Origin of the sequence: Micromonospora sp. NPDC050200, from assembly GCF_040656135.1 — a bacterium.
In the GTDB taxonomy this organism is placed as follows: Bacteria; Actinomycetota; Actinomycetes; order Mycobacteriales; family Micromonosporaceae; genus Micromonospora.
Genome location: NZ_JBFALG010000033.1, coordinates 14,867 through 36,937, shown reverse-complemented (window position 1 = coordinate 36,937; position 22,071 = coordinate 14,867). Strand labels below are relative to the sequence as shown.

General features: G+C 67.4%; 7 protein-coding genes and 1 pseudogene. 5 read left to right on the top strand and 3 right to left on the bottom strand.

Features of this window, described 5'->3' with window-relative positions:
• Window positions 1–129: 129 nt before the first annotated feature.
• Complete coding sequence (locus tag AB0I41_RS21670) at window positions 130–4,452, bottom strand: alpha-L-fucosidase (RefSeq protein WP_357110323.1); 4,323 nt, start codon at window positions 4,450–4,452, stop codon at window positions 130–132.
• Between the two features lie 614 nt (window positions 4,453–5,066).
• Here AB0I41_RS21670 and AB0I41_RS21665 point away from each other — a divergent pair.
• The 3 genes from AB0I41_RS21665 to AB0I41_RS21655 all read left to right on the top strand — a co-directional run bounded on the left by AB0I41_RS21665 (window position 5,067) and on the right by AB0I41_RS21655 (window position 11,875).
• Window positions 5,067–8,807, top strand: a complete 3,741-nt coding sequence (locus AB0I41_RS21665; RefSeq protein WP_357110321.1) for an NPCBM/NEW2 domain-containing protein — start codon at window positions 5,067–5,069, stop codon at window positions 8,805–8,807.
• Between the two features lie 122 nt (window positions 8,808–8,929).
• The gene (locus AB0I41_RS21660; protein ID WP_357110318.1) at window positions 8,930–11,284 is read left to right on the top strand and encodes a family 20 glycosylhydrolase; all 2,355 of its coding nucleotides are present in this window, start codon (window positions 8,930–8,932) and stop codon (window positions 11,282–11,284) included.
• A 423-nt stretch (window positions 11,285–11,707) separates the two neighbouring features.
• On the top strand, window positions 11,708–11,875 hold the full coding sequence (locus tag AB0I41_RS21655) for a hypothetical protein (protein WP_357110316.1): 168 nt from the start codon (window positions 11,708–11,710) through the stop codon (window positions 11,873–11,875).
• A gap of 113 nt (window positions 11,876–11,988) precedes the next feature.
• Here AB0I41_RS21655 and AB0I41_RS21650 read toward each other — a convergent pair whose 3' ends face one another.
• On the bottom strand, window positions 11,989–14,352 hold the full coding sequence (locus AB0I41_RS21650) for a discoidin domain-containing protein (RefSeq protein ID WP_357110313.1): 2,364 nt from the start codon (window positions 14,350–14,352) through the stop codon (window positions 11,989–11,991).
• Between the two features lie 1,011 nt (window positions 14,353–15,363).
• Here AB0I41_RS21650 and AB0I41_RS21645 point away from each other — a divergent pair.
• On the top strand, window positions 15,364–18,030 hold the full coding sequence (locus tag AB0I41_RS21645; RefSeq protein WP_357110310.1) for a DUF1349 domain-containing protein: 2,667 nt from the start codon (window positions 15,364–15,366) through the stop codon (window positions 18,028–18,030).
• 249 nt (window positions 18,031–18,279) lie between these two features.
• On the opposite strand, the gene AB0I41_RS21640 is transcribed toward AB0I41_RS21645, so the two are convergent.
• Complete coding sequence (locus tag AB0I41_RS21640; RefSeq protein ID WP_357110307.1) at window positions 18,280–21,450, bottom strand: glycoside hydrolase N-terminal domain-containing protein; 3,171 nt, start codon at window positions 21,448–21,450, stop codon at window positions 18,280–18,282.
• Window positions 21,451–21,919: 469 nt separating this feature from the next.
• Between AB0I41_RS21640 and AB0I41_RS21635 the strand changes: the two are divergent.
• Window positions 21,920–22,059 (top strand): annotated as a pseudogene (locus AB0I41_RS21635) (leucine zipper domain-containing protein); the annotation flags it as partial.
• Between the last annotated feature and the right edge of the window lie 12 nt (window positions 22,060–22,071).

Genomic DNA, 22,071 nt, shown 5'->3' with positions numbered 1-22,071 from the left:
TCCCGACGTGCTCCGTGGACGGCCCTGGATCTCTCCAAGCGCCACGACGCCGGTACGGCCACCACCGCCGCCGGGTGGTGCACCGTCTTTCGGGTCGGTGCACCACCCGGCGGTGTGTCGAGCGGCGGCTCAACCGGTTGTGCTCGACGATGCGGTGTACTGCGCCCGGACCTGTTCGTCGGTCAGGGCTTGGGCGTAGACGGTGGCGTCGTCGATCGCCCCGTTGAGGGTGGTGCCGTTGTACTGGCCGAAGTACGCCTGCGGCAGTGCGACGGTCTGCGGGAGCGTCTGGCGGCGTTCCCCGTTGACGTAAAGAGTGGTGCTCGAGCCGTCGGAGACGAAGGTGAGCTGTGTCCACTGCCCGAGCGGCACCGAGTAGTCGAACGCGTAGTCAGCGACGCCGACCTTGGTGAAGCCGACCTTGCCGCCGGTGCCGTACTGCTCCAACTTGATGTTGCCCGCTCGAGAGCCGAGCAGGTTGGCGTCGTTGAGCGTTCCGTCCTTGCGGACCCACTGGGTGTAGGTCCACGGTCCGGGGATGTCGAGGCCGCCGATGCCCAGCCCGTCGTAGAGACCGGCGAACTTCAACGCCTTGCCCGACCGGCCGTCGACGTAGGCCGGCACCCTCATGTTCGCCACGGTGATCTGGGTCTGCATGTGCAGGCCGCCGACCCCGTCGAGTACCGGGCGGACGTTCATGCCGGGTGCGCCGTCGTGCCAGCCCTCCGGGTAGGCGGCGGGTTCGAAGGTGTAGGTGTGGATCGGTTTGCCGTCGGTGGTGGGCTGCTGGGTGGGGACGCCCTGCCACCCGGGCGCCTTGCCAATCCGGGCCTTGAGCTCGGCGAACTCCGCGTAGCTCGTGGCGGGCGGAGCGTTGTGCCACATGGTGTTGCCGGCGGCGTCGCGCTGCGGTGCCGCCCACTGCTCCGAGTAGGCGTCCGGGGCCCACATCTGGTAGTCGTTCCAGACGTGCACGATGCCGCCGAGCAGCTTCGGGCTCGCGTTCAGCCGCCAGCTCGAGTGCGCCCAGGACGGATTCCCGAGCCGCCCCAGTATCTTGGGGACGACGTAGAGGTTCCCCGGCGGTCCGGCCTGGATGCGGTCGTACGCCGCCAGTCGAGGGTCGCTGCCGTCGCCGAGGTAGTCCTGGACGATGACGTTGGTGTCGACCTTGTGCTTGGGGGCGTCGGCGTGTTCGAACCCGTTGTAGATGATGGACCGCTTGCCCTTGGCGACGACGTGCTCGTTGACCTGGTTGATGTAGTCGTTGAACAGGTCACCGAACGTGCTGTAGCGGTCGGAGTTGTTGGCGAGGAAGGTCTTGATCGCGGGGCAGTTGACGAGGTTCGGCGGCATCTCGTCGGCGCCGAGGTGCACATACGGGCTGGCGAACCAGGGCATGAACTCGTCCAGGATGCGTTCGGCCGCGGTGACCGCCTCGGGTCGCATGATGTTCATCGCGAAACTCGAGGTCACCCAGCCGTAGACGTACTGCTGGCCGCAGGAGTTCTCCGGTGTGGCGCCGGACCCGTCGGGGTTGGGGCCGTGTCCCATGCCGACCTTGAAGTAGTTCGACACCGGGTCGGCGTGTCCGGGGAACTCGAACCCCGGCACCACCTGCACGTTGTTCTCCCGGCCGAGTTCGACGAACTCCCGGATCTGCTCGCGGCTGTAGGCGAACTTCTTCGAGGTGAGGCCGGGCAGGTTGTCGCTGTACAGGCGGAAGCCCTCCGGCTCGACCAGGTGCAGCTGCAGCATGTTCTGCTTGGTCCAGCCCATTTCCCGGATGGTGTCCTTGATGTACTCCGGGGTGTAGTACTTGCGTGCGGCGTCGATGCCGAACCAGCGCTGCGGCTTACTGGGCAGGTCCACCGTCTGCCCCTGGGGCAGGGTGTCGTGGCCCTCGTCCTGGCGCAGCATCTGCAGTACCGTACGGCTGCCGTAGTACAGGCCGGCGGTGGTGTTCGCCTCGATGGTGACCCGGTCGTCGACGGTCAGCCGGTAACCCTCCGCGCCCAGCTCGTTCTCCGCGACCAGCCGCAACCGGATCCCGTGATCACTCTCCCGGGTGCCCGGCCCGGCCACCATCGCCCGCCCGGTCACCGTCGAATAGTCGGCGGCCACCGTCTTGGCGACCTCGGCCAGTGTCCGGTCGGCCAGGCCGGGCATGCTCGCCCCGGTCGTGGACAGCGACTTGTGCTCCGCCGGATAGGTGACCTGCGCGTCACCGGCGAACGTGAAGCTGCCGGTGCCCTCCTTCCAGTTCGACAGTTCCGGCACCACACCCGGCTTCGACGCCCCCGGGCTCTGTTCCTTCTGGTGGTAGACCTCCACCTCCGCCAGGCTCAGCGGATCGGTGGCCGACTCCAACTGGATCCGCACATAGCGCCCCTTCACACCGCCCAGGTCGATGATGCTCGGCGTGCCCGCCGTGGCCGCCTGCCGGATCGCGGTCACCCCGGGTGAGGACTTCGCCTCCTCGAGGCTCTGCCCGCGGATCTCCTGCTCGGAGGTCATCACCCAGTAGTTACGCAGCCGGTCCGCGCAGCAGTCCGTCCGGTTGTAGACCCGCAGCTCCGCCAGGTTTTCCGCGGCCCCCAGATCCACCTGCCACCATGCCTGGTTGGACGGCACCGTGGTGTGGGTGATCGAGCCCTGCCCGTACACGCCACTGGTGTTGCCGTCCACCGCCCGCTCCGGCACCCCGTCGAACGCCAGGCTGCTCTGCGTCGCCGGCTTACCCAACGCCAGGTTGACCCGCCCCACCTGCACGGTGTCGGTGGCGGTCACCGTCAGCCCGGCCACCGAGGCGGTGACGGTCACCGGCACGCTGCCGGCAGCCGTGTCGGCCGGTACGGTGACTTTCACTCGTTGCGTGACCGTCTCCCTAGGCTTCAGGGATGCCACCGGCTGAGCACCGGTGATGCTCCAGCCCTGCGGCGTGATGCCGGTGACGGTCAGATCAGTCAGCGTGCTGTCCCCGACATTGGTGTACGACAACGTGGCATCCACCGTGGCACCGAGCGACACCCGCGCCGGCAGGTCCAGCACGCCCCGCACCACGATCGGCGCGTTCGGGGTGTGGATCCGCAAAGAGTAGGCGGCACCGAGCGGATCGACCGCCTCTCCCCCGTCCGGCATCGTGACAACGATGTTGCCCGCGCTGTTGCGCTGCCACTTCAACGCCGCCTCGGACGAACCACCCACCAGCGTGATCTTCGTGTCGGCGCTCACCGGCAGGTCGGCGCCGAGCGTCAACGTCTTACCCGGCCACTGCAACGCCGTCGCGTACAGGTCGCCCTTGTTCAAGGTGTAGCGGACGGGAACGGCGCTGGCTGGCTCCTCGGCGCGCGTCCAGTACGTCGAGCCGTAGATCGCCTCCCCGCTGGTCTTCAGCCATCTCCCGACATCGCGCAGCCGGGAGGCCTGCGCCTCGGGGATCGTGCCGTCGGCGTCCGGCCCGACATCAAGCAGCAGGTTGCCGTTCTTGCTGACGATGTCGACCAGGTCGTGCACGATCTGGGTGGAGGACAGGTAGTCCTCGATGGGCTCGTTCTTGTTCAGCCCGTACGAGAAGCCGATCCCTCGGCTGGACTCCCACTTGTTCGTCTTGATGTCCGGGACCTTCTCGTACTCGGGCGTTTCGAAGTCGAGCTGGTCGCCGCGGTAGCCGGGGCCCGGCTTGACCCGGCACCGGTTGGCGACCGCGACCTCCTTGGGCTGCGGACGCTCAGCGGCCTGGTTGTAGAAGTGGGCCAGCGTTTCGCCCATCTTCCAATAGCTCGCGTCCCGATCCCACTCGCCGTCGCACCACAGGATGTCCGGGTCGTAGTCGTCGATGAGCTCGTTCATCTGCGGCAGCATGTAGTCGGTGACGTAGTCCTCGCCGCCGTCGACACCGGTGTAGGGGATCTGCGCGCCCGTGTACGGGTTGGTCGGCTGCCGGCCGGTGTAGTTCGGGTTGTACCACTCGTAGTTGGAGTAGTAGAAGCCACGCTTCAAACCCGAGCCCTCGGCCGCGTCGAACAACATCCTGGCCAGGTCCTTCTTCGGGCCGTGGTGCACCACGCTGCGGGTGCTCTGCTTGGTGTCCCAGAGGGCGACGCCTTCGTGATGCTTGGAGGTCAGCACGAAGTACTTGGCGCCGGCGTCCTTGAACAGCTTCACCCACTCGTCGGGCTGGTAGTTCTCGGCCTTCCAGTCGTCCACGAACTCGTCGTAGTTCTTGTCCTGGCCGTACGTGTTCTTGTGATGGGTGTAGGTGGCCGAGTTCTTGCTGTTCATGTAGTTGCCGTACCACTCGGCGTAGCTCTTCCGAGGCCCCCACGCGGGAACGCTGTAGGCGCCCCAGTGGATGAAGATCCCGAACTTCGCGTCGTCAAACCACTGCGGCGTGGGATGCCTCTCCAGCGACGCATAGTCACCGGTGTAGCGGTCAGCCGACTCACGCACCACCGGGGCAGCGACCGACGGACTCCCCGCCATGACCAGTGCCAGGACACCCGACACGGCAGACCCGGCAATCCGTAGCAGGCGTTCTCGACGTCGTCTCATACGTGCAGCTCCCAGAAGCCAGGGACGGCAACTACCAGACGGGGCAGATGCCATCCGCACTCGAAAGACCCGATGATTAGGGATCGTAGGCGCGACCCCGCGCGGACGCAACGATCCATGTCGATCGGCATTGATCGACAGATCACTGCTCGGGGCAGGCTGGGATCAGCAGCGAGAACCGCGTCCAGCGAGAACAGGACCGCCATCCGAGCTGGCGGCTACGCCAACCCGGCACCCGGGACCCCCTGACAAGCAGAGCACCTGGCGGCTAAACATCCGATCCCTGTCGGACCCGCTTCAGCCTTGGGCGGTGGTCACGCCGGCCGCACAGGGCTCGGTTGTCGCCACAGTGTGCGACCCGCCGCCCCTTTACGTCAAGACTCTGCACGTAAATCGCGGATGGGGTCCGGTGGGGGACGACCAACCGCTCGCCACCCCGTGACAGGCAGCCCATAGTGAGGCATGAATGTTCATGTCTGCCTATTACTGATCGTTGCGAGGCTAAAATGCGCATGCTTGTTCACTCGGCCTGGCGGTCGGCCACAGTGGTGGCGGTTGTGCTGATGCTCGCTGCCAGCGTCCTGGCCAGCGGGCCGGCGGCCGCCGCCGAGCCCCGAGAGCTCGGGGAGATGACCGGCTTCAGTGCGGACCGGGCGACCTACACGCTCACTGCGGGCGACGCCCAGGTCCGGGTGGTGTTCCTCGCCGACGACGTGTTCCGGATCTGGCTCGCGCCGGAAGGACAGTTCACCGACCCGGCCAACACCCCGCCCGGTGACCCGGACGCACCGGACGCCAACATCGTTGTGAAGACCGACAATCCGACGCCGCAGACCTCATGGTCGGACGGTGGCGGCTACTACGCGCTGCGTACCAGGGCGATCGAGGTGCGGGCGTACAAGTCGCCACTGCGTTTCTCGCTGCACCGGGCCGACGGCACCACCGTCTGGTCGGAGACCCGGCCGCTACGCTGGACCGACACCACCACAGCGCAGACGTTGAGCCGCGGCGCCACCGAGCAGTTCCTCGGCGGTGGCATGCAGAACGGCCGGTTCAGCCACCGCGGGACCACGATCCAGGTCGCCCGGAACTTCAACTGGGAGGACGGTGGCAACCCGAACTCCTCGCCGTACTACATGAGCTCCGCCGGGTACGGCGTACTACGCAACACCTTCACATCGGGGACGTACGCCTTCGACGAACCGGTCGTTGCCACCCACAACGAGAAGCGCTTCGACGCCTACTACTTCGTGGGTGACTTCAAGACCGCACTCGACCGGTACACCGAGCTGACCGGGCGGCCGTTCCTGCCGCCGATCTACGGCCTCGAATACGGCGACTCGGACTGCTACAACCGCGGCCACTACGGAGTGGACCCGGATCCGGGCAACGACTGGAAAAACCACCCCGACAAGCAGACCACCCCGGATGCGGTCAAGATCGCGCAGAAGTTCGTCGACAACGACATGCCAGGTGGCTGGATGCTGGTCAACGACGACTACGGCTGCGGCTACTCCGACGACCTGGGCTACGAGCTCGTCGGCGGCACGTACTGGGGCAAGCGCAAGATCGAGCCGTTGCAGCAAACCGGTGACGAGCTGCGCAAGCGCAACATCGAGATTGGGCTGTGGACCCAGTCCGCGCTCGACCGGCAGCCTGCAGAGGTCGGCGAGGCCGGCGTCCGGGTGCGCAAGCTGGACGTGGCCTGGGTCGGCCCGGGCTACCGGCACGCCCTCACCGCCTGCGACACCGCCCACAACGGCATCGAGCAGTACAGCAACGCCCGCGGCTACACCTGGATGGTCGAGGGCTGGGCCGGCGCGCAACGCTGCGCGGTGCAGTGGACCGGCGACCACAGCGGCACCCTGGACGCGATCCGCTGGCAGATCCCGGCGATTCACGGCTCCGGTAACTCCGGCATCGCCTACACCGCCGGCGACGTCGACGGCATCTTCGGTGGCTCCGGCCGAAGCTACGTCCGGGACATGCAGTGGAAGGTCTTCACGCCGGCGTTCATGACGATGAGCGGCTGGGCCACGCCGGCGTTCAAGCAACCATGGGCGTACGGCGAGCCGTACACGTCGATCAACCGCAGATACCTGAAGCTGCGCGAGCGGCTCCTACCGTTCTTCTACTCGTACGCCGCCGAGGCCCACCGCGCCGGCACGCCGATCAACCGGTCACTGCCAATCGAGTACCCGGACGACCCTACGGCGTACACCGACGCCGCCAGGTACGAATTTCTCGCCGGCCGAGAGTTCCTGGTGGCGCCGATGTGGGGCGCGGACGAAACCAAGAACGGCATCTATCTGCCGGCGGGCACCTGGGTCGACTACTGGACCGGCCGGATCCACCGCGGGCCCACCACGCTGAACGGCTACCACGCGCCGCTCGACACGTTGCCGCTGTTCGTCAAGGCCGGCGCCGTGGTGCCGATGTGGAAGGCCGGCATCAACCGGCACGCCGAGCAGGCACCGGGCGACCGGGTGACGCTCGACCTCTACCCCCACGGCCGCTCGTCGTTCCTGCTCTACGAGGACGACCGGGTAACTCGCGAGCACCGGACCGGCAGGTCGGCGACGCAGCGGTTCGACGTCGCGGCGCCGGTCGACGACCACGGCGATGTCGTCGTCACCATCGGCGCCAGCGTCGGCTCCTACACCGGCAAGCCCGCCCAGCGTCCCTACGAGGTGACCGCGCACGCCGGCACCAGGCCGCACGTGGTCAAGCTCGGCGACCAGCCGCTGCCGGAACTGGCCGACAAGGCGGCGTACGACGCGGCAACCACCGGCTGGCACTACGCGGCCGACGATCGCGCCGGCGTGGTGTGGGTGAAGACTCCGCCGATCTCCACCGGTGCCAGCGCCACGGTCACCCTCGCCGGCACCAGTTCCGTGGGCGGCGCCAAGCCGGCTGACGTGCTCGGGACGGTCGAACTGACCGGCCCGAAGCTGTGGAACCCGCCGGGCCAGGCGACTGAGGTCACCGCAACATTCCGTAACGGCGGGACGCACCGAATGACCGACGTGCGACTGTCCGTCGCGCTGCCCGACGGCTGGACATCGGGCAGCCACGCCGACTTCCCGCGCGTCGAACCCGGCGAGACCGTCACCGCGCCGCTGAGCGTCACACCGGGACGCGACATCCGGCCGGCCTCGTACACCCTCCAGCTCGACGCCACCTACCTCGCCCGGAACACGCCGTACGGCACCAGCGCGGTCACCACTGCGGAGCTGCCGTACGCCTCGGTGTCCGCCGCGTCGAACATGGTCGGCGTCACCGACGCCCAGACCTTTGCCAAGGGCAACTTCGACGGCGCCGGTAACAGCTTCCACGGTGAGGCGCTGGCCGCCGCGGGGTTCCGGCCGGGCGCGACGATCACGGTCAACGGCACCGAGTTCAGCTGGCCAGCCGGTGCTCCCGGCACACCGAACGTGGTGAAGGACGTCACCGCGCCGATCCTGGTCTCCGGGAAGGGCAGCCACCTGGCCCTACTCGGCGCCGGCACCAGCCTGAGCGGCCGCGGGACCGTGACCGTGCTCTACACCGACGGCACCGAGTCCCGGCACACCCTCCAACTGCCGAACTGGTGCTGCCAGGATCCGTCCACCGGCGGAGCCAGGACGGCGGTCGCGGTCAAGGGTCGCTACACCCCGGCGGGCCTGGCCAACACCACGACGGACTACCGGGTGTTCTACAACGCGCTGCCGCTCACGCCGGGCAAGGAGGTCCGCGCGATCCGCCTGCCAGGTGGCCCGCTCGGGTTCTTCGCCGCCACGGTGGCGGACAAGCCGTTACCGCCGGCCCCGAGAGGCGAGGCGTGGGTCAGCGACCTGGAGTGGATCGACTCGACGAACGGCTGGGGACCGGTCGAGCGGGACCGCAGCAACGGCGAGAGCGCCGCCGGCGACGGCAACCCGATCACCCTGAACGGCGTCGCCTACGCCAAGGGCCTCGGCGCCCACGCACCCTCGTCGGTCAAGGTCAACCTCGACGGCCGGTGCACCCGGTTCACCGCCAAGGTGGGCGTGGACGACGAAATGGCCGACCGCGGCTCAGTCGCCTTCCAGGTGGTGGCCGATGGTACGACGAAATACACCTCGCCGGTCCTGACCGGGACCACCGAAACCGTGAGCGTCGATATCGACGTGACCGCGGCGAAGGCTCTCGACCTGCTGATCACCGACGGCGGCAACGGCATCGGCAGCGACCACGGCGACTGGGCCGAGGCCAAGCTGTCCTGCAACCCGTGAACCAACCTCCTGACCGTTCAGCCGGTTGATTCCCGTCACCGGCACACCGTGCCGGCACCACGTTCCTACCGGGTCCGCCGCGCCGGCCGTGCGAGAGATCAACACAGTGGAAGGGAGAGACGATGTCAAGTAGAGGGCCAGGCAGGCTCTTGCGACTGGCCGCGACGGTGTTGGTGACACTGGCCGCGACCACGGTGAGTGCCGCGCCGAGCACCGCCACCGCAGCGGCCGGTTCGACACCGGTAGTGGTACCAACGGTGATCCCGGAACCGACCTCGATGAGTATCGAGCCGGGCCGTTCGTTCCAGGTGACGGCACGTACCGGCATTGTGGTGGACGGATCCGAGGAGGCGTTGGCCGTCGGCGAGTACCTCGCCGCGCTGCTGCGGCCGGCGACCGGCTACGCCGTGCCGACGTCGCGGTTCACCGAGACCCCGACGGCGCACGCCATCATGCTGCGGATCACCGACGACGACGGTTCCTTCGGGGCGGAGGGCTACCGCCTCGACGTGACCCCCGGGATGGTGCTGCTACAGGCCGCCACCGCACAGGGCCTGTTCCACGGCGTGCAAACACTGCGGCAGTTGCTGCCGGCGCGGGTGGAGGCCGACTCGGTGCAGGACGGTCCGTGGCGGATTCCGGGGGTGCACGTGGTCGACCAGCCCCGGTATGCCTGGCGGGCGGCGATGCTCGACCCCGCCCGGCACTTCCTGACCGTCGCCGAGGTGAAGCGGTACATCGAACTGCTCGCGCTGTACAAGATGAACACGCTGCACCTGCACCTGGCCGACGATCAGGGCTGGCGGATCCAGATCGACAGCTGGCCGCGGCTGGCGACCTACGGCGGCAGCACCGAAGTGGGCGGCGGCCCCGGCGGTTACTACACCAAGGACGACTACCGCGAGATCGTGGCGTACGGGGCCAAGCACCACATCAGCGTGGTGCCCGAAATCGACATGCCGGGTCACACCAACGCGGCCCTGGCCTCGTATGCCGAGCTCAACTGCAACGGCGTCGCTCCCAAGCTCTACACCGGCACCGGAGTCGGCTTCAGCTCGCTGTGCATCGACAAGCCGATCACCTACCAGTTCCTCGACGACGTGATCCGCGAACTCGCCGCCATGACGCCGGGGAACTACATCCACATCGGCGGCGACGAGGCGCACGTGACCCCGCACGACGACTACATCCGGTTCATCGACCGGGTCGAGGACATCGTGAACCGGCACGGCAAGCGCATGATCGGCTGGGAGGAGATCAGCGCCGCCGACACCGCGCCGCCCACCGTCGCGCAGTACTGGAGCACCCCAGCCGAGGCGAAGGCGGCCGCCGACAAGGGCATGGGCGTCATCATGTCGCCGGCGCAGAAGGCGTACCTGGACATGAAGTACGACCCGAGCACGCCGCTCGGCCTGACCTGGGCCGGCTACACCGACGTGCGGGACGGCTACGAATGGGAACCGGGCAGCTTCGTGACCGGGCTGGACGAGTCGAAGATCCGCGGGGTGGAGGCCCCGCTGTGGGGCGAGACCATCGAGGACATCGACGACGTCGAGTTCATGACCTTCCCGCGCATCCCCGGAGTCGCCGAGCGGGGCTGGTCAGCCGCCGCGGGACGCTCGTGGGACGAGTACCGACTGCGGCTGGGCGCGCACGGTCCTCGCTGGGACCTGATGTCGGTCAACTACTACCGCTCCCCCCAGGTGCCCTGGGGCGAGCCGGCCCCGGTCGCGGTCGCCACCGACGACCAGGTGCTCTACGAGCCGGACGGATCCGCCCACGTCACGGTCGCCGTCACCAACCGCAGCACCGGCTCACTCAGCGACGTGGCCGTCGCGCTGGCCGTCCCGGACAGCAGCGGTGTCCAACCAGCCGTCCGGCGGATCGAGGTGCTTCCCGCGGGACAGACCCAGCAGCTGACCTTCGACGTCTCCTTCGCCCAGGCCGGAGCCCGGGCCACCGAGTCGACCACCACCGTCACCTGGCAGGCTCCGGTCCCCGGTGAGGTCCGGCTGCGCAGCCCACTGCGCCTGTCCTGCGCCGAGGCTGCCACCAGCCCGGTGGCCGTCACCTACGCCGACAGCCAGGAAACAGTCGGCGAGAACGGCGCGGCCACCAACACCATCGACGGTGACCCCGAGACCATCTGGCACACCCAGTGGCGCGGGTCCTCACCCGGCTACCCCCACGAGATCCAGGTCGACCTCGGTGCGGCCAGCTCCGTGTGCGCCTTCCGCTACCTGCCCCGGCAGAACGGCGTCAACGGCACCGTCGACCGGTACGAGATCTACCTCAGCGCCGACGGCCACACCTGGGGACAGCCGATCGCCAGCGGACGCTTCGGCAACACCGGCCAGGGCGAGAAATGGGTACCGCTGCCCGAGACCGGAGCCCGGTACGCGCGCTTCGTCGCACTGAGCGAGATCAACGGCCGCCCGTGGGCCGCCGCCGCCGAGATCAGCGTCGACAAGCGCTGACCCCGGTACCACCAGCGGCCGAAGGGTGGTCCGTGCCGGCTGACCGGCACGGACCACCCTTTGTATCCGTATGCAGGGTCGTCGTGCAGTTGGCGGCTGAGGTAGGTGCGGTCGGCGCCCGGGCTGGGGGTGGTCGTCCGTCCCTGCGATCTGTTGTCGTGGACGTCACCGAGATCGAGGTGCGGTACAGGGTCGACGTCGACCTTCTGTCGCACCTGATGGATCTGTTCGCCTCCGTATAGTGGGCGACCGATCGGACCAGCAGCGACGTCACGCCGATGTTGGCGGCATCCGACCTCGTCCTTGCCCTGGTCCACCAGCCGTCGGAGCGGTTGGTGGGTTCGCCCGGGTGATCACGAACAAGCTGTAGGTGGCGGTCGTGCTCGACGTGATCGTGGCGTCGGGCAACCTCGGCTGGCCGGGGTGCGCAGCTTTGAACTGGTGTGCCAGCCGGACCTGATGCCGTTCTACTGGCGGTGGGGCTTCACCGAGCAGGTCGGCCACTCGGGACTGATGCGACGCACTGCTGATCCGCGGCTGACCGGCACCGACGACCGGTCGCCCGCGGTTACGGGCGACCGGTCCGGGTAGTTGTCAGACCACCGGGGGGTCAGGGCCCACCGTGGTAGGCGCGAAGGGTCGGGGCGCGGAGGCTGTCGGTAGGCAGGGGCGGACCGCCGCTGCCCCTGCCTACCGAGGCTCGATCAGCCGGTGGTGAGCGCGCTGCCGTCGCGTGAGGTCGAACCGGTCAGGTCACCAGATTCGACGTTGCCGCTGCTGATCTGGGCGGGAACGGTCAGGCCGGCCTGGGATCCCTCGGCCGGAGAGCTGCCGGTGCCAGCTGGCAGGCCACCGGAACGGACTTCGAAGCGCCACAGCGAATAGCCGAAGCTGGAGGCGCGTTTGATGCCTTGCATCCGCACGTACCGGCCGGTCACCGGTGCGAAGGTGAGCTCGTCGACGCGGGCGCCCGACGGCTTGTCCCGGATCGCGGCCACCGTTCGCCAGTTCGTCGCGTCGTCCGACACCTGAATGTCGTAGTCGCGGCCCGAAGCCGCCTCCCAGTCCAGCAGGACGCGCTGAACGGACTGTGGGGATCCGAGGTCCACCTGGAGCCATTCCCCGTCCCGGTAGGCGCTGGCCCATCGGGTCTTGGCGTCTCCGTCGGTGGCGTTCTCCGGTCCCAGGCTCGGCACCTCCGACGAGGATGCGGTGGTCGGCCGGCCCAGCGCCAGGTCGGGTGCGTCGAAGACGCGCATGCTCCACAGGGCGTATCCGTCCTGCTTCTGGTTGGCCTGTGTGCCGGTCAGCCGTACGTGCCGGGCGGTGATCGGGTGGACGGTGAGCGTGTCGGTTCCCGCGGCCTCGCGGCCCGTACGGGCGGCGACCGTGGTCCAGGTCGCGCCGTCGTCGGACACCTGGACCGCGTAGTCGCGTCCGTACTCGGGCGCCCAGTCCAACTCGACCTTGCTGACCACGACCGGCTTGCCGAGGTCCACCTGCAGCCAGGCCTCGTCTCCAGGGCCGCTGGCCCACTTGGTGGTCCCCACCCCGTCGAACGCCGCGGCCGCATCGCCCGCGGAGGCGGTCGCCGGTCGGCCCAGGCTCAACTCTCCGTTCGCTGGCGTGGCCAGCGTCGTGGCAACCTTCGTCAGCCCCGTGCCCACGCCGAGCCTGCGCACCGTGCCGAGGAATGTGCTGTACGGCACGCCCGACTTGGCCCCACTCCACATCTTCTGGGCAAGCACGCCGAACGTGGGCTCGACCAGCCCGTGCACATCAAGTTCCGTGTAGGTGGCCGTGGTCAGGTCGTTCCACACCGCCGACATGGCACCGAGCAGCTGGGGATCGCCGGGGGCCACACTCTGCCCGCCGGGGAAGACATGCGGCTCCCACTGGTCGTAGAGGTACTTTCCGTCCAGACCGTGGCCATGGTAATAGCCGGCGAACGGGACGATGTAGAGCAGGGCGTCGTTGGTGTTGATGAACGACGAGTACCCGTCCCGCTTGATGGCCTGCGGCCCGTACCAGCCGTTGTTCCAGCTGTTGAGGGTCACGTCGCGGTCGTAGCCGTCCGCGCTGGATGCCATGACGGACAAGCTTCCCCAGGCCCGCGGATGCTTGCCGAGTGCCCGGATGTGCGCGGCCATCTCGTTGAAGTAGACCTTGTAGCGGGGCTTGTCCACCGTGTACTCGTCGGCCCCGAAATGCACATCGGGACTGCGGAACCAGGGCACGAACTCGTCGAACACCGACTTCATGAACGCGGTGGTCTCCGGCTTGGACAGGTCCAGATGGTCGGAGTCGCCGTTGTTGAGGCCGAGCGACGGGCGGAACCGGATGAACGCCAGCGAGTGGGCCGGCGAGTCGATCTCGGGGGTGATCGTGACCCCGTTGGCGGCGGCGGTGTCCTCGAAGGAGTCCCAGTCGGCGCGGTCGTACGCTCCGTCGGTGGAGGCCAGGCCGGCGAGTTCGGGGTTGTCGGTCTTGAGCCGGAACCCGGCCTGGACCTCGCTCCAGGGCCGCCCTCCCTTGAAGCCGTTGTCGTTGAGGTGCAGTTGCAGCTCGTTGAGCTTGAACCAGCCCATCAGCCGCAGGTAGTCGCGGATGTAGTCGGCGGTGAAGAACCGCCGTCCGACGTCCAGCATGAAGCCGCGCACCTTGTAGTTCGGCCAGTCCACGGCCGCGCCCACGGAGATCGAGTCGCGGCCGTCGTCCAGCAGCAGGATCTGCAGCAGAGTCCGGGTGCCGTAGAAGACGCCCTTTACGGTCGGCGCGGCGATCGTCACGTTCTGGTCCGTGACCGTGAAGGTGTAGCCCTCCTCCGCGAACCGCGCGCCGCCCTCGGCATCGGTCAGGGTGGGGTCAACCGACAGGACGATGTCGCCGTCCTGCGGGATTCGCGGGGAGACGTCCAGCTTCCGCCCGGTCACCTGTTCGAGGTCGGCCGCCACCTGCGCGCCCGGCCCGGCGAGCTCGTCGCCCTGCTGCTTGGCGAGCACGATCCGGCTGTGCTCGCGCAGCTCGAACGCCCCCGTGCCGCCCTCCCATTCCTGCAGCGCGGGCACAACGGCCGGTTTGGCATTGACAACGGAGACCGGTTCGGCCGCCGCCGGCACTCCCACGGCAACGAACGCCGGAAGCGACAGCAGGCAAACGAGCCATGTTGGCCGCAATTTCATGCGTACCTCCAGGGGATGGTAGGGGAGCCGCGATGGGACGGCGACGAGATCGGCGGAGCCTCCGCGAGGCTGGGCGGGCGCCCGTAACGGGCGACGCTGTGGGTTCGGGCCGGGCGGGTTTCCGTGGCGGCCCAAGCCGTGCCGCCACGGTCGAGGCACCCCGATCAGTCGTCTGGCGGGAAGACCTGGACTTCGTTGACCGCGATCTTCCCTCCTGACCCGGGTCGATAGGCGTCGACGCCGTGCACCTGAACCCACCTGGTGAGCAGCCGTTCGCCGGGCACCCGCGGACGATCACCCCGGCGCGGCACACATCGATGATCCTGGTTTTCGTCAGCGTTCCGCCAACCCTAAGGGCTCGTCATAGATCGCGCAAGATATAGGATCCAGCCGATCGATCCAGGTTGTGGCCAACGGCATCAGCTACGCCGCCACGGCGACGGCAACCTCGTCGCGGCGCATGAGCCATGACGGGCACATCAACATCGACAGCCGCTTCGCTGTCATCGCGCTCGGCCGCTACGCCGCCCCCAGGTCGTCGAGGGACGCGTCTTCGACCCGCCCGCACGGAAGGCGTCAGCGCTGTCCACCAGGACGACGAACCGTCACACTCGGCCACCCGGTCCACTGCGGAGTTGGCGGGGGCGCTGGTTGACGCACTTCCATAGACATGGGACGTTTACGCTAGCACGGCTGGGCCTCATCGCTCGAACGACGACACGTTGGCCGATTTGATGGGAGATAGTGATGCGCACCCCCTTCGAAAGGACACACAGACATCCGAGGTCCTGGCTGATTGGTTCGGTGATCGCGGCAACGGTAGCCCTGCTCGGGCCGGCTGCGGCCCTGCCTGCGCAGGGGGCATCAGCGAAGGAGGCATCGGCAACGGTCGTCCGAGTGACCGACTTCGGCGCGGACCCGACCGGGCGAGCCGACAGCGCCGCCGCCGTGGCCGCCGCGTTGAGGCATGCCAAGTCGGTCGATGGCCCGGTCCGCGTGCTCTTTCCCCGCGGCACGTACCAGCTCTATCCCGAGCAGGTCGAATCGCGTGAGCTCTACATCTCCAACACCGTCGGCGCCGACCAGCGCTACCGCACCAAGCAGATCGGCCTCCTCATCGAGGACATGACCGACATCGTGATCGACGGTGACGGATCGCACCTGCAATTCCACGGGCTGATGAGCGCCTTCGCGGTCGTCCGGTCGCAGCGCGTCACCGCGACCAACTTCAGCTTCGACTACACGACCCCCAAGGTCATCGACGCCACGGTGACCGAAACGGGCACCGCCAACGGCATGGGATACCGAATCCTCGGCCTCCCGCCGGGGACGCTGTACCGCGTCGCCGACAACCATGTGACCTGGCTCGGCGAGACGAGCCCGACGACTGGCCAGCCCTATTGGAGCGGCGTCGACGGGATGCAGTACTCCCAGATCCACGACCCCGAAGCGCAGCGCACCTGGCGCGGCGCAAACCCGCTCTTCCGGAACGTGGCAGCGGTCACCGACCTCGGCGGCGGCCGCATCCGCATCGACTACCGGTCCTCCACCGCGCCGTCCGACCGCGGACTGGTCTATCAGATGCGGCAGACGACGCGAGATACCGCAGCCGGGTTCATCTGGGAGTCGAGCGACGTGACTCTCCGCGGGCTCGCGGCCCGCTACCTGCACGGCTTCGGCATCGTCGGGCAACTGAGCGAGAACATCACCATCGACGGCAACGAGTTCCGCACCGACGCCGCCACCGGACGCACCACCGCAGCCTTCGCCGACTTCATCCAAATGTCCGGGGTCAAGGGCGCCGTGACCATCACGAACAACATCTTCGACGGACCGCATGACGACCCCATCAACATCCACGGTACGTACGTCCAGGTGGCCCAGCGGCTCGGGCCGGACACGTTGGTGCTGTCCTACATGCACCACGAGACCGCGGGCTTCCCCCAGTTCCATCCAGGCGACCAGGTCGAGTTCGTCGAGAAGCGCACCATGTCAGCCGTACCCGGCGGCACCGCCACGGTCCGCAGCGTCGACGGACCTTCCGGGCAGGACCACGACAAGCCGCTGACGACGATGACGGTGACATTCGACCGGGCGATCCCCGACATCGTCGGCGCAGGCGGTTTCGTCGTCGAGAACACGACGTACACGCCCTCGGCACGGATCGCCGGCAACACCTTCCGGAACGTGCCGACCCGCGGAATCCTCGTCACGACTCGGCGGCCCGTCGTCATCGAGGACAACGTCTTCGACGGCATGTCCATGGCAAGCGTGTTCATCTCCTCAGACGCATACCAGTGGTACGAGTCGGGGCCGGTGCGCGATGTGCGCATTCGGCGCAACACCTTCCTCCGGCCGGCCAGCCCGGTGATCTTCGTTGAGCCGACCAACCAGGTGCTCGACCCCGAGAACCCGGTGCACCAAGGGATCCGCATCGAACACAACGAATTCCGTGTCGGCGACGTCCAACTGGTGAACGCCAAAAGCGTCCGCGGCCTCACGTTCCTCGGCAACGACGTCAGCCGCGTCGACCGCGACCGGCTCGTGGCTGTGCAAGCCAAGAACCGGTGTCCCGCAGTGGGCGCCACGACGCAGATCCGCGCCGTCGCGGCCGGCGGTCCCTACACCACGCCCATGTTCCGCCTCCGCGGCGTGAGTGACGTCCTCATCGAGGACAACCGGTACGACAACGGACTGAACCTGCGAGCAGACCTCGAGACGACGCAAGCCGACCAGGTCACCGCGGACGGGGACGGCATCCGGTTCGGGCAGGACAACCTTCTTCCGGTGGTTGAGGCACCGAAGTTCCGATCAAGTGATCCGCAGGTGCTGAAGGTCGAACCCGACGGCACGGTGACGGCGATCGCCGCAGGTCGCACGGAGGTGACGGCGATCGTCAAGACGGAAGTCGGCCACCTGGTCTCCAGCGCCCTGACGATGACCGTTGACGGCGACCCGGCATCACCCGATTGCGCCAAGACGCCCGCCCTCTCCGACTCCTGGACCGTGCTGCGCGACACCCCGAGCAAGCGCACGGTTCTGCCCGACGGAGCCCTGTCGCTCACCCCGACTGGCAGCGGGTTCCTCTGGGCCGGCACGAACACGGCTCGCAACATCGTGCTGACCCCGGTCGGCGGCGGCGAGGGAACGGCGACCGTGAAGACGGTCGGTAAGACCCAGCGCGGCTACATGGAGGCGGGCCTGCTGCTCTACCGCGGCGACAACGACTACATCGCTCTGCAGCGCAAGCACAACAACGGAACTCCCACCGTCACGGTCGTGACCGAGTCCGCCGGACAGCCGGAGGAAAGCCGACGGATCGCCGACCCGGATCAGTCCGCACTCTGGCTGCGACTCGCCCGTACCGGCGACACGGTCATCGCCTCCTTGTCGACCGACGGCCTGGACTTCACACCGATCGGGTCACCGATCTCCGCGGCGCGGCTCGGGCAGGCCCGATTCGGCGTCATGGCAGAGGTGGAAAATCCGGGACCCGATCAGCCGTTCGAGTTCCGTGACGCAACCATCGACGAGAAGCAGGTGCCCTTCATATCGGAGTGGTAGCCCCAGGCAGTCGCCGCGGCAGGGCGCCGGCGTCGCCGCTGCTGCTGCCGAACCTTTTGTGGCAGCCCGGTGGAAATCCGCCGCCGTCGAACGATCTGCATTGTCCACCTGTCGGGCAGGACGAGCTGGGGCCGCTGACATGATCGGCGGCCCCGGCCCGCTTTGCCCTCTCGTACGACGGCGTCAGCCCCGCAAACCTGCGTGATCCACCTGCTCCGGGCCAGCTTCCGCTGCCGGTCGGCAGCCCACCTAGGGCCTGTACACCTGCACTTCGGCCAGTGACAGATAGTTGCTCGCGGAGGTGAGTTGCACCCTCACGTAGCGACCTGATTTGCCGACGTTGATGTGGGTCGGCGTGCCGGCGGTGCCGGCGTATCGGAAGGCGTGTACTCCGGGCTGCTGGAGTGTCGCCTCCAATGACGTACTGGTGAACGGCGAGTCGGAAACGAGGACGTAGAAGTCGCTGAGGCGCGCGGAGCAGCAGTCCGTGCGGTTCCACACCAGAATCTCCCCGACGTCCTGGGATGCGCCGAGGTCAACCTGCCACCACGGCTGATTATCGAGGTTCGTGTGGGTGACCGAATTGCTGGAGAAGTTGCCGTCGGTGTTGCCGTCGACGGCACGGGAGGCCACTCCTCCTCCAGAGGGGTAGGTACTGGACTGTTCTGCCGGCTTACGGAGCGCGAGGTTCTCGCGAAGGACGTCGATGGGCGCCGGCGCCCGTACCGTCCACTCGTCTGTGGAAACCGCGGCTGTGATCCGGTAGTTGCCGTCAGCGGCGTCGCGCGGCACCGTCACGGTGAACTTCAGAGTCCGGCTCTCGCCCAGCTTCAGGGGCGCGGAACGAACTGTCGCCGGCGCGACGGCCCAACCGTCGGGTACCTCGAGCGTCGTGATGGTTGCCGGGATGACCTGCCGATCCGCGGCCGACAGCGCGACGGTGACCGGGATTTCGGAGCCGGGCGCCCGCACGCCGTCGGGCGCCGCGACCGCGACCGCCGCCTGAGCGACAATGCGGTACTCCTCGCCTGCCTTGGTGGGCAGGGTGAGGATGCCATCCTTGACCTCGTAGTCCGTCGGCTTTCCGTCGCTGCGGTAGACGAACACCTTGCCGTTGAACATGTCGCTGCGCAGCCTGGCGACCCCACCCTTGTCGGAGGTGATCCGGATCTGCGACGCGATGCCGGATTGCCAGGTCACGCCGACCGTGAACGCTCCCCTGGCGGGGAGACCGTCGACCGACCCGTCCCGCCAGAAGTCTGGTAGGGCAGGCAGGATGTCAATCGTGCCGGCGTGGCTCTGCAGGAGCATCTCGGCGATCCCGGCTGTCGCACCGAAGTTGCCGTCGATCTGGAACGGACCGCAGCAGTTGTCCCAAAGATTCGGGAAGGTGTTGGTCTTGAGCAACGCCGACAGGTTCTTGTGCGAGTTGTTCCCATCGAGCAGCCTGGCCCAGAAGTTGACCTTCCATGCCTTGCTCCATCCGACTGCCTCCCCATCCCCGCGCGCCCGCAACGAGACCGCGGCCGCGTCCGCGTACTGGGAATCGTTCGCGGGCGTGATCTGGCTGCCCGGATACAGGGCGAACAGGTGCGAGACGTGCCGGTGCTGGTCGTTGGGGTTGTCCCAGTCTTCCTTCCACTCCTGCAACTGACCCCACGACCCGATCCGCAGGCCGGGATCGAGTCGCGCGAGGGTGCCGGCGAGCTCGGTGGTGAACTCGCTCGTGTCGCCGACGATCTTCGCTGCCTCGGTGGTGTTAGTCAGCAGATCCCACACGATCTGCTGGGACATCGAGGCACCAGCAGAGTAGTCACCGTGCTCCGGCGAGTAGCTCGGGTTCACCACAAGCTTCCCGTCGCGTGGGTCTGTGACCAGCTCGTCGAGCCAGAACTGCGACAGTGACTTGAGCATCGGGTAGGCACGGTCACGCAGGAACTGCTCGTCGCGGGTGAACAGGTAGTGCTCCCAGTAGTGTCGCGCCAGCCACGCGCCGGCCTCGGGGAACCAGAACGCGGTCGCCCAGTCGTGCACGCCGGTGAACCCGAACGGATTGGTCTCGTTGTGCACGACCCAGCCGCGGTTGCCGAACATCTCCTTGGCGGTCACCTCTCCGGGGGCCACCAGCGCGTCAACGAAGTCGAACAGCGGAGCCGTGGTTTCGGACAGGTTGGTGGTCTCGGCCGGCCAGTAGTTCATCTGCAGGTTGATGTTCGTGTGGTAGTCCGCTGACCAAGGCGGGGAGGTGGAGTTATTCCACACCCCCTGCAGGTTTGCGGGCAGTGAGCCGCCGCGCGACGACGCGATGAGGAGATACCTGCCGTACTGGAAGTACAGGACCTCGAGCGCCTTGCGCGCTTCCGCCGACGCCGAGCCGTCACGGTAGCCCTTGAGTAGGTCATCTGTCGGGATCTGCGGCATCTGCTGGCCGACGTCAAGCCGTACGCGGTCAAACAGCGCGCGGTAGTCCGCAGTATGCGCCGCTTTCAGCTGGTCGAACGACTTCCCGGCTGCGGCATCAATGCGACCGGTGACCGCGTCATGCGGGTGCACGGTGCGGTACTTCGGGTACTTGTCCGAGTAGTCCGTCCCAGCGGCAAGCAGGAGGACGACCTTGTCGGCGTCCTTCACCGTCACCGAACCGTCGCCATTGTCAGTCCGCTGGCCGCCGATATTCAGGACCTGGATCTGCGACTCGAAGCGCATGCCGTTGTCATTCAGCGCGCCCGTCAGGTTGATCCGGCCGTCCTTGGCGGTGATGCTCTTGCTGCGGTTCTCGGGTGCGGTGATGGCGATGGTGAAGCCGATCGACCCCGGCTGGTCTGCGCCGAACCGTGCGACGATCACGTCATCGACCGCTGAGGCGAAGTACTCGCGGGTGAAGCGGACCCCGCCGCCTTCGTAGGTGACACCAGCGATGGCGTCGGCAATATCGAGCGTGCGGCGATAATCGGTGACCGCACTCGGAGCGCTGAATTGAGTCAGCCGTAGCTCCCCAAACGTCTGGTTGGCGCCATATCCAGCCCTCGGCTGGCCGAGTTTGCCCACCACCCACCCGGGGCTCGCTCGCTTGTCGGCGTTGACCTTGTCTTGGACTTCCTGCATAGCGTTCGGCCGTGGAGACTTCCAGTTGCCGAAGTTGTAGCCCTGGGCGGATCCCGGTCCACCCGTCCACAGGGTTTTCTCGTTGAACTGCAGCCGTTCGGTACCGATACCACCAAAGACGGTTGCACCGAGGGCCCCGTCGCCGATCGGTAGTGACTGGGACTGCCAGTCTGTGGCGGGCTCGTCGTACCACAGCGTCATCCCACTGTGGTCGGCGTCCTGCGCCGATCCATCCGTCGCCACCGTGAGTGCTGGCAGCGTGCTAACCGCTTGGCTCATTGCCGGCGCGGCGATCGCCGTCGAGCTGACCAGCACAGTGATAGATGAGACCCCGACTCCGAACACGCGTCGCCAACGCCTGCGCGGGTTCCGCTTGGGTAACATTTCTCCTCCTTCTATTGTGTTGGATGGCCTCTGGGTGTTGCGGCGGGAAGGCTTCGGACCTTCCTGGCGACGGCCTGTTTGATCTCCCCGTAGGCGGCCGGCAGCTGTCCATGCTGGCGACCTGCGGGGTTCTCCTCACGGCAGCGAGCCGGCTCGAGGTCATGCCCTATGCCCGATCCCAGCGATATTCCTTCCGATTCGGATCCGGGGTGTCTGATGCGAAGCACCTGGACACGGCCGATGAGCGGTCATCCCTCCCGATGCCTTGGACGCGGGTACCAGGCCGCAACGCATCGATGAAGCTGACTTGCGTCGGCGTTCAGCCAAACCTAGAGACTTAGGATAGATCGCACAAGATATAGGATCCAGCTTCTTCGTCCATTGACGTTGTTGGCAGGGGCTGCACGACGGGTGGTGGCCGCTTCGGCGGGTCGCGGAACGGTTCCAGGTCTGCGTAAACACCGCGAAACGGTGGGCCGACCGCTACCGGGCCGAGGGTGTCGCGGGCATGGTGAATCTCGATCCAGCCGCCCTCACCGGCCCCGAGGCGGG